Here is a 13,429-nt window from a genome sequence, read left to right as displayed (position 1 = left end):
ATCATCTATCTACAATAAATTAAGAGGCTTGTTTTACCAATTGTACATTGACGTGTAGTTTTACATCATCACTTACTACTACTCCTCCCGCTTCGGTTACTGCACTCCAGTTAAGATTGAAATCTTTACGATTGACCTTTCCACTAATTTCAAAGCCTACTTTAGAGTTTCCATAAAAGTCTACCATAGACCCTCCGTAAGTGGCTGTGAGTGTTACAGATTTTGTAACTCCTCTCATGGTCAAATCCCCAACAACTTCGTACGTTTCTTCGTCTTTTTGGGTAAAAGAGGTAGAAACAAAAGTAAGTTTAGGGTGGTTTTCGGCATCAAAGAAATCAGCACTTTTTAAGTGAGCATCGCGCTGCTCCATGTTGGTATCAATGCTGTTGACATCAGCGCTGAATTGTACACTTGCGCCGTCAAAGCTATCACCTTCGGTTTCGGCCGAACCTTCAAAACTTTTAAAACTTCCCGTAACCGTCGAAATCACTAAGTGTTTTACTTTAAATTGGATTTCGCTATGAGTAGGGTCAATCACCCAGCTGGTTTTTCCTTGAGTTGCCATTGTTGTATAAAGTTTTTTGTTTAAATCTTGTTTGACGATGCAAATATATATGTATATACATATAATGTCAAAACATTTTATACATTTTTTTTATTTTTTTATTGCTAAGCATTTATGTGTTTTAAAGGACTAGCTCTGAACGTACCTTTTGGTTTGATTTTCTACAAAAAAATTAGGCCAGCCCATGAGCTGACCTAATTTTTATAAAACCTAGTAAGTATTAAGCTAATTCAAAAATCACTTCGATTTCGATAGCTGCCATTCGAGGTAGGGAGCCCATACCTACCGCACTGCGTGCGCCTACCCCTTTTTCATCGCCCCATATTTCGGCAAATAGCTCACTACAACCATTCATGACGTAGGCATGTTGCTCGAATTCGGGGATAGCATTAATCATTCCCAAAATTTTCACTACTTTATTGATACGATCAAGGCTGCCAAATTGTGACCGTAACGTAGAAAGCAGCAAATATCCTGTTTTGCGAGCGGCCTCTTTGGCTTGGTCGGCATCCAAATCTCTTCCTACTTTTCCGGCGATGAGGCTGCCATCCAAGTCAAGAGAAATGTGCCCTGAAATATAAGCTAAATTTCCTGTCACTACTACAGGAGTATACACTCCTCCTTTGGCGGGAGGAGAAGGCAAGGTAATACCAAGATTGGCAAGATTTTGTTCTGGAGTCATAGAAATAGATTAATTCGATTGGATTGTAAGTTTTGTACCTGTTGTATTTTTGGTGAGTGCTTGGCGCAGTTGGTCAGCATGGCAAATCGTAACCTGCCCTACTCCATTTCTTAGGGCATTAAAGGCATTATCAAGCTTTGGAATCATTCCTTTATAAATCACTCCCGCAGCTTTACAAGAAGCGTATAGCTCTGGTGTAAGGACAGGAATGATAGATTCTTCATTTTCTGGATCTAAAAGCACGCCTTTTTTCTCAAAACAATAAACCAGATTCACATCGTACAATTCGGCTAATGCCACTGCTACCGACGACGCCATCGTATCAGCGTTGGTATTGAGCATGACTCCCAAAACAGGGTCGAAAGTCAATGGAGCTACGATAGGGATAAGTTTACTTTTCAGGAATACTTGAATTTGCTTGCTATTTACTTCATCAATATCTCCCACAAAACCATAATTGATGACAGGCTCTACCGTCTCGTTGACGGGGCGCTTGTGAGCGCGTATGATACCCGCATCCGCTCCTGTCACTCCTAGGGCATTGACTCCAAGCGATTGAAGAGTCGCGACTATGTTCTTATTTACCAAACCTCCATATACCATCGTCACGACATCAAGCATGGCGTGGTCGGTAATACGCCTTCCGTCAACCATTTCAGTCGGAATTCCTAACTTTTCAGCCACTTGTGTTGCGATTTTTCCACCGCCATGCAGTAGGATTTTGTGGCCTTTGAGTCCTGCAAAAGACTCCAAAAACGAGCGAAGTGCTTCTGGATTGTCTATTACGTTTCCGCCAATTTTGACGACGAAGAGTTTTGGTTTCATATCAATTATACATTTTGTGTTATTTTCGCTTCAAAGTTACACACTCATGCTTCACAAAACACGCGGTATTGCCCTCAATTATATTCGCTACCGCGAAACTTCAATCATTGTAAAGATATATACGGAAGAATTTGGCATTCAGAGTTATGTAGTGAATGGCGTACGAACCGCTAAATCCAAAACCAACCGAATTGCGTTGTTTCAGCCAATGACTTTATTAGATTTGGTGGTATATCACAAAAGCAAAGAACATACGATTCACCGTTTGGCAGAAGTAAAATGCAGCTTACCTTTTAAAAGCCTGCCTTTTGATTTTATCAAATCTAGCATTTCGCTGTTTATCACGGAGCTATTGGTCAAAACGCTGCGCGAAGAAGAAGCCAACACCCCTCTATTTGAGTTTTTGAATCAAGCCATTATTTATTTAGAAGAAAGTTCCGAAGGATTTGAAAATTTTCACCTGCAATTTTTAGCAAAATACTCCTTTTATTTAGGCTTTGGTATCGATACTGTCCGCGAAATGGAGCAACAACTCGCCGAAAATCATTATCCCTACACCTTAGATCCTCTTATGCAGGAGGCACTTCAAAGATTCATTCTACTTCCCTTTGATTACCCCAATTATTTGGATCGCCAACGTCGTCAGCAGCTTCTCAATACCCTCATTTTTTATTATAAAACCCATCTAGAAGGTTTGGGAGAAATCAAATCATTGGAAGTACTCCGTGAAATCATGAAGTAAAACCACCTTACTAAATATCTATTACCGTAAAAACAACACTCGTAGAATAATTGCTGGCAGGTATTAAAACTGATATTCCACGGATTTCGTACTGAATCGGGACATCAAAGCGATTGGAAAATCCTCTAAATATCTCCTGATTACTTCCCGAAAGCTGTACATAACTTGTGGTGCCATTGGGCGAAATAGTTCCTAATACAGGAGTCAGAATACCCGTGCCATCTCCTGTTTTTCGAATCCAAAGCGATAAATTTGAATTCCAAGACGCATCTTGCTTATAGACAAGCACTTGCCAACTTGTCAGCAGAGCTAAGCCTACCGTTATGGTAATAGTGCTTTGATTAGCAGCACTTGTGGCGGTAGAAGCATAATTACTGCCAGCTTCTGTGATAGTAGTAGCACTAGCATTCCAAGTAGTACCCGTTGCCGAAATGTTTTGCCCTAAAGCATTACTCAGATTTAACCAATACAAAATACAGATACAGCTTATATATTTCATCAATTATCGGTAATAGTGTAAGTTATGGTCACAGTATTGGAGAGATTATGGCGCAGTTGCCCATAATTATCTATTTCTAAGCTATAAGTCAAATTGTAGCCATTAGTGCTTCCTGTTCCGGTATAAGCAGCGCCGATACCTGTCACAATATTTTGAGAAGTAGTACTTAAATAAATATTGGACAGAGGTGTGCCAAGCGTTCCTGCTCCTACTCCTGTGTAGGAGCCTAAATTAAGCTTAAGCCTCACACCAGTAGGCACTGCACCTGCGGTGATTTGGGCCGTAATACGCCGACTTCCACCCGTAGTAATAGCCGAAGTAAAATTTAGCCATTTGGAAGTATTGTTAGAAGGAATAGTAACAGGGCTTCCCGCTTGAACAGGAGCTTGTAAAGCCAATGTAATAGATGCATTGGAAGGCTCTATATCTAAAAGTGCTACTGTTGGCAAATTTAGATTGGTTACCACTGAAACAGTGCTCTGTGCTTGCGTCCCTAAACATGCATATCCTAAAATTAATACGATACACCATTTCATTCTTTATCCCCTAAATAAAAATTATTTTCCGTAAAATGGATTTTACGTTCAATCGGTTTTACTTTAAAAAATAGCTCATGAGAAGCATCCTCACTGACGTTTACATCACTGACAACATTATCTATTTTATATTTTTCACCATTGCCTGGTATCCATATCATCACTTTCCACGGGCCAGGTTTTACTTCTTTAAAGGTAAAAGTATCTTTGTCGCTCACTTTTGTTACATAGCTTTCGGTATCGTTATAAAGCTTTGCGAGGATAGTAGGTTTGTTGGTAAGTGGTTCTTTATTTCCTGACTGAGTACTTTTCTCAAACACTACCTTTCCCATGATTACCCCTGCTTTTGAAAAAGGAATATCGACATAAGAACTGCTATCGGATTTGATTTCTATTTCGAGTGGGGTAGAAATCGCCGGTATATCTCCTATTTGCATCGACGACCTCATCAAGGTAATGTAATATTGATTTGGCAACAGATTGTTGATAGCAAACTGCCCGTTTCGATCACTTACCAGTTTTTGGTCACCTATTTGTAAAATCACTCCATTTTTCCTGACATTCGCTGGGCCTGTTATTTTTCCTTTAAGACTCCCCAATTTTGTGTTTTTGGCAATAGGCGGTCTAAGTTTTAAAGTATACTTTATACCTAAATATAGCGTATTTTGCTCCGTAATATTGGGATAATAGGCCTGACTTCCCACTATACTCAACTGATGATGTGGAAGATTGAGATTGGCTTGTAAATCAAAAAAAGAGCGTTTTTCGGTAAGTTCGTCAATCGTATAATTGTTTCGGTACAAAAGCGACAAATCAAAATATCTCTTAAACTGAAGCCTCAGCGTTCCTCCATAAAACATAAAATCTTGTAGTTCATTTTGCATCGAATACCTATTGGTACGCAAGTATTCCACATTACCTCCCAACGCAAAAACTTTTAATATCACTACCTGAGCTTGTACCATTCCTTTGATAGACACCCGACTTGAATCTCTATCGGGTGATATGAGCAAATTGTGAGTATAGCCATAGTTGCCATCCATCCAAAGATTAAATCGGCGGGTGTTGAGAAAATGAGTATATCTTATAAATTCTTCTTTAAAATTGAATTTTTGAGGCATAACGCGGTCCTCTCGATGAAGCTCGTTATAGCTTAAAACAAAGCGATTACGGGTATTAGGGCGGAGGGTCAGCTCGGCTATATTGCTTTTATAATAAGGAGCTTGACTAAACACAGTTACATCCAAACTTGGATTGATTTGATTATAGTTTCCAATCACTCCCAATGTTAGTTTTTTGGTAATCGCATAATAAAGTGAGGCATTGAGCAAGCGGCTGTCGTTATAAAATCCATAGAATTGTTGCCCTGCATATACTACATTAGAAAAAAAGCGGAGCCTTTTGGTCGAAAAACTTAACCTACCAAAAGCTCCCCAATCAAAGCGGTCGTTGGTTTGGCTACCTGTAGCTTCCGCTTCCAACCATATCCGTTCTTTTTTGATGTAAGTAGATAGCCCTAAAAAATTGGTTGCTAGGCTCTGTCCATTATAAATATGGTGTTTTGATAAAAAATTAATCCCAATGACACTTTTAGAGGTAGGATTGAATGCATAAGCTCCTCCCATTATTTTTTTTGTATCTGGAAAAAATCTAGGTTCTTGATAAAACCCTGATACCGTAGAACGCCCCACCGAATGATCTACTTTAAAACCTCTCCCAAAACGGCTTAACTCTATGAGATTTGTAAACACTAGGCTATAATCCGCCACTGCCAAATCGGTATGCTGACGAGCCGAAGGCTTATAGGAATAATTTAGGGAATATTGTTCATACGACCCAATCGCCGCATAGCCAAATTGATTTTGACTACGTGCTACAAAATCAAGATAGTGCTTCTGCGAAAAATCTAAATGGCCACCTCCTCGGAGGTCATATTGGAAGCCTTCGCGCTGCTGATTTACACTTCTAAAAGTATGATACAATACCCCCAACTCGACCGGAAATCTTAAATAAGGGTCACTTTTTTTGTTTTTTGCGGCATATACAGGAATACTTTTTACCCGATACACAGGCTGGCTTGTATCCCCAAAACTCACTTTTAAATCCGAATTAACAATCCACATATTGCTTTCAGTATAAGGGATGGATTGATTGACCCATATGCGCACTGATTCATTTTTTTCCAACAAAAGCGAGCTTTTATGACCTTGTATTTGTCCTCTGCTACTTTTTATCTCTATTTTTTCTTTTTCATTGCCCAAATTCTGAATCAAGTACTCAATCTTCAGGATTTCACCTTCTTTGAGATATTCAGGATAAACAAGCGGCGTGATTTCTATCTTACGAAGTTTTTCTACCCTTATCTTTATCTCTTTACTTTCTTTTTCAAAACCTTTTTCCCAAGTTCTAAACAAAACAACATACTCTCCTGCGGAAGTAGTACGGGGGGTAGCTACGGTATAAGAATAACTCAAAACCCGAGATTCTCTGGTGATTTGGGGGAGCTTCTTTGCCAATATTTGCCAGTCTTTGGGGAGATTGAAAGTAGCCCCAAAAGTAGGGTCATAGGCTTCGTCACGCCTTATTTCGACAAAGAGTGTAAAATAATCTCCGGGTTTTATTTGTTGGGGTGGATTCAGAATAACAATAGAAAAATGGTCTATGGCAAAGCCAAAGTGATACCACACCAAGAAGGGTATGACGCAAAAGTATTTCTTCACGGTATCTATCTCATGGATATTGTCAGTCTATCTCAATGACCAAATTGGTCCCAAACAGATTTTGTCCATAGTCGGCAATCAAAACAGCCTCATACTTACCAGAAGGAAGGTCTTTGATTTCGATATCAAAATCTTTACAAGTAAAAGGATACACTTTTTGAGAAGGAGCTTCCAACGCCAGAAGTTTTTGGCCGTCTTTGCCATATATCTCCAACATAAGCTTAGGAATTACCATAAATTTCCCAAGATTTTTGATTTTGGCTTGCACGATTTTCTGCTTTGGGTTTGCTTTTTTGAGGGCTACATTCTCAAAATGTAATTGAGGACTTTCGGCAATTCCAATATCTAATACTACCTGAATGGCGTATCTGATTCGAGATTCTATGGCCAAGCTCCCTTCTTTCTCTTTGAAAAGTGGGGGGGCTCCTTCTACCATGAGCACCCCCCAATAAGAACCACCTAAAGTCGAATCCTGTGGAATACGGATAGTATAAAGAATTTCGTAACTTTCGCCTGCTTCCAAAACTTTTTCGTCAACGTTGGTTTCCAACCATTTGCCTAAAGTCCTGGCGTCGGCCCCCACTTCCACAAAATCGACTTTACCATCACAATTCTGAACCAATCCTTTTTTGTATACCAAGACTTTTTCGGGACTTGTACCTACATTTTTGACCTGAATCTTTCCATTCATCGCCTGCCCTTGATTCCCCGAATGTATATGAGTCAGGCCATTCAAAACAATGATTTTGGCCGATACCCATCCACTAACTAACATCAGACTAATAGCCTGAATAAAATACTTAGCCATATGTCGTACAAAAATTAATGAGAACGGTTCGGAATCCTAAACCTTACCCTTTTGGAGAGTTATTGATCTGAAATAGTGTAGGTAACAGTAACAGTGGTGCTAGCATCATACTTCAAATCTGAATAAGCACCTGAAGCAAGCGCCAAATTATAGGTCAGCTGATGCCCATTGTTGGCACCATTGCCTGTGTAGCCGCTTCCGATACCGGTTAGTAAGGTTTGGCTACTACCACTCAAAGTGAGTGTAGAAGAAGCAGAATTAGCAATAGTCCCTCCTCCATTCGACCCTGACGGAGCAGCGGCTTGCAGAGTTAAGTCTGCTCCACTCGGTACCGTGCCACTCGTAATCTGCACGCTTACTGTTCGAGAGGTCTCTCCTGTAGAAGCTACAATAGATGAATAATTGAGCCAAAGAGAATTGTTAGCTGTTGGGGCTGTGATGGGATTTCCGGCCTCCGTAGGCGCTGTAAAAGCCAAAGAGATATTCTTTGACCCGCTAGGTTCGATATCAAGAAGTGCTACTTCAGGAATCGTAATCTGAATGGTGTGGGTATCATCCTTGTCATCTTGCGCAAATGATGAAGTACACACACCTAGCATTGCGAGAAAAACTAGGTTGCAAAAAACATTTTTCATTTGGTTAATCTGGTTACGTTAAAATATATAGTTATGAAAAGGGCAAAGCGTTTAAATCGTTAATTAATAAAGTGCTCGAACCAAATCTCCTCTTCTGAAAAATGAACATATACAACTCTTCCATAAATACGTTTAAGAAGTCTTTACGGAAGCAATCGGCATGTACTTTATGCAACTTATGTTAACCAAATTTAGGACAACTTTAAGGCCATTTTATACACCAAATATTAAATGTAACCGTTAGGAATAGACAAAAAACTCTTATAACAAACACCTTAGCTAGAGAGTGTTTGCTTTGAAGAAGTGTAAGACTAGAAGAAATAAGGAAGGAATTTTAAAAAAACCTATCAAAAACTATGCCATTTAAACTCTTTTTACGAAGAATATTTTTTACTTACTGATGATGACTATAGCCCTAATACTGTGCCAACTTCATAGAACTTAAAATTAGGCAAAACCTCGCCAAAAGATTGATACGAATCAGTGGTATAAATATAGTCTATTCCAGCAATCGTAAGTCCTCGACTAAAAATCCCGTGACTTACTATCAATACTACTTTGCCGGCATTTCGACTCTTAAGCAAAGTGGCAATACCGGCAAACGTGCCCCCTCCGTCGCAAATATCATCGACGATAAAACAAGTCTTTTGCCCAAAATTTTCTTCAAAAGTTTTGAAACCTGAGAGCTGCCCGGTGCTTACATCTCGGTGCTTGATACACTCCGCTACCTCTTGTATCCCAAGTTGCTGAGCTACGTTATAAACCTTCTTTAACGCCCCCGAATCAGGCGAAATCAGACAATAATTATTATTTGAAGAATATTTTTCGGTAAAATCTTCGATAGCCATTCTAACCAAGGCTGCATTATCAATCGCCGCCGAGCGATTGACCAGAGCCGTGGATACATCAGAGTGGGGGTCAAAAATTTTGATTTTTTTGAAATTTCCTAGATTCAAAATATCGGCTATGATTTTTAAAGAAAAAGGTTCTCCATTGGTCATCACCCGATCCATACGGGCAGCCATCAAATACGATACGTATAGCTCCACGTCTTCGACTTCCGCATGGTCTAAAGCGTTTTTGGCCGCCAATACCAAAAACAAGTCATTCATACTCGAAATACGAGCCAATATACGGCAGCTTGTGAATCGTTGTTCTGTTTTTATATCCAGTTTGATATGAGGCTGACCATCTGGAAAAGTAAAAATTTGAAAAGTAATCTCTGAAACAGGAGGAGAAATTAAATTGAGTGTTTTCATAAAAGGCTGTATGTAAGTGTTGTTAGTGGTTGCGTCCTTTTTCGTCAGGGTATAAATTTTGTACTGTATCGCTTTGCCAGTACTGATGCGTATCTACATCTAAAAGAGTAAGTTTACCATAAAATGCCGCTCCAGTATCTATATTCCATACGTTGTATCGATGCATAGGGGTTTCAAACCCGTATCTTATGGTAGGGGTATGACCGATAAATATTTCGTTAAACATCTTCAATCGGCGCGGAAACAAATCAGGATTAAGACCGCTATCTATCACCATCGCCGTTTCCCAGAGGGTTCTATCCCAAGCAAGGTTGTCGGGGTACTGTTCTTCTTCAGGCCCATACACCGATGTATAACCTGCATGTACAAAGAGCCGATTTTGGGCATCGATATGATAAAATTTCATACGGTTAAAAAAATTCAAATGCACCAAGCGCGTATCAATCGGAATATCCTGATAGCTTTTGGCGGTACTGCTCCCGCCATGCATAAGCCAAGTATGGGGGGCAATGCCCGCATCTAGCCATCCCTCGCACCACAAATCATGGTTTCCTTTGATAAATATACAGCGATGGCTTTTTTCTAAATCTATCAAAAATGATATCACTTGCGCCGACTCACTCCAGCCATCTACGTAATCGCCCAAGAAGATAAGCGTATCGTCGGTTGAGACATCAGCTCTTGTGAGTACCTGATGTAGCGCCCGCAAACCTCCATGTATATCACCGATGACTAGCGTTCTTTTCATGCTTTGTTGTGTTTAGGTCAAAAAGGATAAAGTACTTTGCCTTACCCTTTCTCTAATTTCTTCCAACTTCCAATCTACCAACAATTTGCCATCTTTAAAAACTGTTTTCAATTCTCCTTGCGCTTCTTCTTCCCAAGTGCACTGGTCTTTCAAGGTGTATTGCCCCGTAGAAGTATCACGGTGTACAGCCATCAAGCCTTTTGCTGATTTTTTGGTACCGTCGTCGGTTTTAGGGTCTTTAAAAATATCACGCCCTTGGTGATTCACTTCTCCATAGGTAGCTTTCATGGCAAACCCAAAGGTATCACGCGTGACGTATTCGTAAGTATAAGAGCCAATCCCCAGCACCACGTTGTAGCTTGCAAAACCTTTTTGTTTAAGACCTTCCAAAATCGCAAGCTGTCGCGCAGGAGTGATGCTATCCCCATAAATCAGCCCAATATGGCTATCTAGTAGCTTGTATCCTTGGGGAGTAATCGTTCCCCCAAAAGTTTCCCACATACATTCGATAGCTCCTTTGTAAGCAGGGCTTCCTTGGGGAGCGTCAGCATCGCCCACGATGATTTTGACAGGGTCACCACTGTCAGGCCGAATCACCACCTTGCCATCCCTTGCCAAAATTTGCGATTTGAGTTGTGGTAAAAACTCCGTAATGACTTGCCAAAAATCCCATGTATCAGATACAATTGAGACTACACCCGTGGGGTAAACTTCGGCAATAAGACGCTCAAAGGTACTTATCTCTGCATCTTGTGTACCCATACACATTACACTATGCTCTGTAGCGGGTACTGAGCCACCAATCAGCTCTTGGTCGGCATCGGCATTATAATACTGCTCCAAAAAATCAATCGCAGGAATCGTATCAGTACCCGCAAAAGACAACAAGTGCCCTGCCCCACTCATGACGGCATCTTCGATACCCGACATTCCCCGAAACGAAAAGTCGTGTCCTTGCCAAGGCACAAAACTCAAATCTTCTCCTACGGTAGTTTGCGCGTATTTTACAAAGGTTTCCCAATACTCTGCTGCGGTAGTGGCCGAGGTAGAAGGCTTCCACAAAATAGCGCTCATGAGGGTTTCGAGCATATTGGTGACCCAAAAAAACGCTGGATTTGTATTCCAAATCGTAAGTACAGGTACTCGCATAGGTACACGAGTACCTTCGGGCAGGGCTTTGATTTCAAGGGGCAAATACCCCAAATCATGCAGCGCTTCAATGTGGTCGTAAGTGATGCTGTCTTTGCCGAGATAATTATCAATACGACGTTTGTACAAACGCATCACTTCTTCTTTGGGTAATTGGAAAAAGTTTTCGTCAAACTGCCGGATCAAGTATTCTTTGATAAAATACTGTAACCCAAAAAATACAATTTCGTTTACTTCTTCATTGCGTGATTTGCGAGGGGTGAAATTTGAATACACCAAGGTAGTGCCTTCAGGATATTGAAATTTGTGGCCGACTTTGTAGCCATCTTTTAACAGAACGGGGAGTGTTTTCATGACTGTGTTTTAAATTTTAAATTGAAATCCTTCTTCTATAAGTTGTTCATAACGTGTTTTGTCGAAAGCAAACATCTCAGCGGGGCGGCTTTTAAGGCCTTCGCGGCGTTCGCCAGTAGCTTTCAGGATACCAGAAGCCATGATTTTTTTGTAGAAATTGCGGCGGTCGAGCGATTGCCCCAAGATGCGTTCGTATAAGTCTTGCAGCTCCGTAATGGTAAACTTCTCGTTCAATAGCTCAAATCCTACGGGTTGGTAAGTCACTTTAGAGGCCAATCGTCTCCGTGCCAATTCAATGATATGGTGGTGGTCAAACCCCAAAGTGGGCAAATCGCTGAGCGGACACCAACGTAAATCATGGGCCATATTACCCACTACCAAATTATACTGACGTGGATTGACCAAGGCAAAGTAAGAAACCGCAAGAACACGCCCGCGCGGGTCGCGGTCGAGACTGCCAAAAGTGTAGAGTTGCTCTAAATATAAGCCTGCCAATCCTGCCTTGCTCGATAAGATACGTTCTGCGGCTACCTCAAAGGTTTCATCAAGACGTAAAAATCCGCCCAAAAGGGTCCAATGATTGGCAAAAGGCTCCTCTTTACGATGCAAAAGCAATACTGACAGCTGTTGGGTATCATATCCAAACACCACGCAATCTACCGTAACTGACGGGCGGGGATATTGAGAGAGGTCGTTGTTCACTTTTACTTTGTGTTTTGTTGACGCAAAGTAAAATCAAAGCAAATGAATCCGCAAATCATTTTGCGTATTTTTTACACAAAATGATTTAACGGTCGTTTCATCTTAAAATAAAGGGAAGCAGTACTTGCTATGAAGTCAGGGCGAAAGTCCTAGTTTTAGTTTATCAGACTTTCCAAGTTTCTAAAACTTGGAAAGTCTATTCAAAAACTTGAAAAGGCTACTCATTATTATCTTGAATAAGTAGCTCTTAATACAAAAGCCACAATAGGTGAAGGGTCTTTGAGACTATGAGGATGATGCTTAACGCCGGGCTTGTGAATGACAGTGATATTTCCTCCCAAAGCTTTAACTCGCTTTTCAAACAAATCGGTATTTTCATCCGTAGGCACTACTTCATCCGCATCTCCACAAACATGAAGCATAGGAAACCCTGCTTTGACGATTTTATCGACATTGTCAATCGGACTTCCTCTAAACTGAGCTGCCTCCTCTTCCGTTTTTAAATGATAATCTTCTTTGAATATCTCCCAATCGCGCTTACTACCCGGGCCGCGCCCTTTGCCACCGGGCCAACTTTTGAGGTCGAGCACGGGAGCATCGGCATACACACACGAAACTTTTTCGGGATTGACCATACCCCAATTATAAACATACACGCCTCCCCTACTAAAACCTTCAAGTGCTACTCTCGACGACAACCCCGCTTTGGTCATCAAGGCATAATATTGATTCCAAATATCAATCGCTTGACTATTGCCAAACAACTCCGCGACATCACAATATACCACATGAAAGCCCCGTTCCAACAAAGCGCTATCGGCCTGAGGCTCATGTCCCCAAAACCGTGCTCGCCATATCCAAGGCGCCGTTAGTCCTATCTGACGTGGTTTGACAACTTTGGCCTGCCGCCCATTGAAGGTAAAAGTAGCCATTTCAAATCCACAAAATTTACCCAATTGCTTATCGGCAGGTAACGCTTGGAAAATATCAAATTCAGGCGATGATTGGGCTTGTAGGATTGGAGTAGACATCCCAAAAACTAATAACAGGGCGAGGGTTTTCAAATAACTCATGAAAAAAGGTAGTTTTAGATTTACCGACTAAAGTCTTCTTCTTACCAAATCTATTCTCTAGGTCATTCCTAAATTTAAAGATGATTTTAGGCTTTTTTATCCTTCCTTTACTTCTTCAAACTTTTAGATTTC

At 40.8% G+C, this 13,429-nt stretch carries 14 protein-coding genes; 1 reads left to right on the top strand and 13 read right to left on the bottom strand.

All coding sequences use genetic code 11. The annotated features are described in order from the left end of the window. Positions 1-19 precede the first annotated feature (19 nt). The 3 genes from G563_RS0101185 to argB all read right to left on the bottom strand — a co-directional run bounded on the left by G563_RS0101185 (position 20) and on the right by argB (position 2,072). On the bottom strand, positions 20-565 hold the full coding sequence (locus G563_RS0101185) for a YceI family protein (RefSeq protein WP_028663681.1): 546 nt from the start codon (positions 563-565) through the stop codon (positions 20-22). A 220-nt stretch (positions 566-785) separates the two neighbouring features. Continuing rightward, entirely contained in the window at positions 786-1,247 is a 462-nt protein-coding gene (locus G563_RS0101180) for a RidA family protein (RefSeq protein ID WP_028663680.1), read from the bottom strand. A 9-nt stretch (positions 1,248-1,256) separates the two neighbouring features. Beyond that, positions 1,257-2,072 carry an acetylglutamate kinase gene (gene argB / locus G563_RS0101175; protein ID WP_028663679.1) on the bottom strand — a complete coding sequence of 272 codons (816 nt, stop codon included), beginning with the start codon at positions 2,070-2,072 and terminating at the stop codon, positions 1,257-1,259. Between the two features lie 46 nt (positions 2,073-2,118). On the opposite strand from argB, the gene recO reads away from it, so the two are divergent. Next, positions 2,119-2,814 (top strand): DNA repair protein RecO, encoded by a 696-nt coding sequence (recO, locus tag G563_RS0101170; protein ID WP_028663678.1) that lies wholly within the window; start codon positions 2,119-2,121, stop codon positions 2,812-2,814. 10 nt (positions 2,815-2,824) lie between these two features. Here the strand turns inward: recO and G563_RS0101165 are convergent, their stop codons facing one another. From G563_RS0101165 to G563_RS0101120, 10 genes are all read right to left on the bottom strand, one after another. Beyond that, positions 2,825-3,313, bottom strand: a complete 489-nt coding sequence (locus tag G563_RS0101165; protein ID WP_028663677.1) for a hypothetical protein — start codon at positions 3,311-3,313, stop codon at positions 2,825-2,827. Then, a complete protein-coding gene (locus G563_RS0101160; RefSeq protein ID WP_051210678.1) occupies positions 3,313-3,849 on the bottom strand; it encodes a hypothetical protein in 537 nt (178 codons plus the stop codon). The genes G563_RS0101165 and G563_RS0101160 overlap by 1 nt, the downstream gene beginning before the upstream one ends. Further along, positions 3,846-6,569 carry a hypothetical protein gene (locus G563_RS0101155; protein WP_157584995.1) on the bottom strand — a complete coding sequence of 908 codons (2,724 nt, stop codon included), beginning with the start codon at positions 6,567-6,569 and terminating at the stop codon, positions 3,846-3,848. The genes G563_RS0101160 and G563_RS0101155 overlap by 4 nt, the downstream gene beginning before the upstream one ends. A gap of 22 nt (positions 6,570-6,591) precedes the next feature. Then, the gene (locus G563_RS0101150) at positions 6,592-7,377 is read right to left on the bottom strand and encodes a hypothetical protein (protein WP_028663674.1); all 786 of its coding nucleotides are present in this window, start codon (positions 7,375-7,377) and stop codon (positions 6,592-6,594) included. A 59-nt stretch (positions 7,378-7,436) separates the two neighbouring features. Further along, positions 7,437-8,012 carry a hypothetical protein gene (locus G563_RS0101145; protein WP_028663673.1) on the bottom strand — a complete coding sequence of 192 codons (576 nt, stop codon included), beginning with the start codon at positions 8,010-8,012 and terminating at the stop codon, positions 7,437-7,439. Between the two features lie 407 nt (positions 8,013-8,419). Continuing rightward, positions 8,420-9,271, bottom strand: coding sequence for a phosphoribosyltransferase family protein (locus G563_RS33425; RefSeq protein WP_037325744.1), 852 nt, complete (start codon positions 9,269-9,271; stop codon positions 8,420-8,422). Positions 9,272-9,293: 22 nt separating this feature from the next. Continuing rightward, positions 9,294-10,019, bottom strand: a complete 726-nt coding sequence (locus tag G563_RS0101135; RefSeq protein WP_028663672.1) for a metallophosphoesterase family protein — start codon at positions 10,017-10,019, stop codon at positions 9,294-9,296. 12 nt (positions 10,020-10,031) lie between these two features. Beyond that, on the bottom strand, positions 10,032-11,522 hold the full coding sequence (locus tag G563_RS0101130; RefSeq protein WP_028663671.1) for a nicotinate phosphoribosyltransferase: 1,491 nt from the start codon (positions 11,520-11,522) through the stop codon (positions 10,032-10,034). A gap of 9 nt (positions 11,523-11,531) precedes the next feature. Further along, positions 11,532-12,224 carry an NUDIX hydrolase gene (locus G563_RS0101125; RefSeq protein WP_028663670.1) on the bottom strand — a complete coding sequence of 231 codons (693 nt, stop codon included), beginning with the start codon at positions 12,222-12,224 and terminating at the stop codon, positions 11,532-11,534. A gap of 227 nt (positions 12,225-12,451) precedes the next feature. After that, positions 12,452-13,297, bottom strand: coding sequence for an alpha/beta hydrolase family protein (locus G563_RS0101120; protein ID WP_028663669.1), 846 nt, complete (start codon positions 13,295-13,297; stop codon positions 12,452-12,454). Positions 13,298-13,429 lie beyond the last annotated feature (132 nt).

Origin of the sequence: Runella zeae DSM 19591, from assembly GCF_000423565.1 — a bacterium.
Lineage (GTDB): Bacteria > Bacteroidota > Bacteroidia > Cytophagales > Spirosomataceae > Runella > Runella zeae.
This window is presented reverse-complemented; position numbering and strand designations above follow the sequence as displayed.

Excerpts from the sequence above, each read along its gene's own strand:
- G563_RS0101135 (WP_028663672.1), bottom strand. The coding sequence starts at position 10,019 with ATGAAAAGAACGCTAGTCATCGGTGATATACATGGAGGTTTGCGGGCG.
- G563_RS0101160 (WP_051210678.1), bottom strand. The coding sequence starts at position 3,849 with ATGAAATGGTGTATCGTATTAATTTTAGGATATGCATGTTTAGGGACG.
- argB (WP_028663679.1), bottom strand. The coding sequence starts at position 2,072 with ATGAAACCAAAACTCTTCGTCGTCAAAATTGGCGGAAACGTAATAGAC.
- G563_RS0101145 (WP_028663673.1), bottom strand. The coding sequence starts at position 8,012 with ATGAAAAATGTTTTTTGCAACCTAGTTTTTCTCGCAATGCTAGGTGTG.
- G563_RS0101185 (WP_028663681.1), bottom strand. The coding sequence starts at position 565 with ATGGCAACTCAAGGAAAAACCAGCTGGGTGATTGACCCTACTCATAGC.
- G563_RS33425 (WP_037325744.1), bottom strand. The coding sequence starts at position 9,271 with ATGAAAACACTCAATTTAATTTCTCCTCCTGTTTCAGAGATTACTTTT.
- G563_RS0101165 (WP_028663677.1), bottom strand. The coding sequence starts at position 3,313 with ATGAAATATATAAGCTGTATCTGTATTTTGTATTGGTTAAATCTGAGT.
- G563_RS0101120 (WP_028663669.1), bottom strand. The coding sequence starts at position 13,297 with ATGAGTTATTTGAAAACCCTCGCCCTGTTATTAGTTTTTGGGATGTCT.
- G563_RS0101180 (WP_028663680.1), bottom strand. The coding sequence starts at position 1,247 with ATGACTCCAGAACAAAATCTTGCCAATCTTGGTATTACCTTGCCTTCT.
- recO (WP_028663678.1), top strand. The coding sequence starts at position 2,119 with ATGCTTCACAAAACACGCGGTATTGCCCTCAATTATATTCGCTACCGC.
- G563_RS0101150 (WP_028663674.1), bottom strand. The coding sequence starts at position 7,377 with ATGGCTAAGTATTTTATTCAGGCTATTAGTCTGATGTTAGTTAGTGGA.
- G563_RS0101130 (WP_028663671.1), bottom strand. The coding sequence starts at position 11,522 with ATGAAAACACTCCCCGTTCTGTTAAAAGATGGCTACAAAGTCGGCCAC.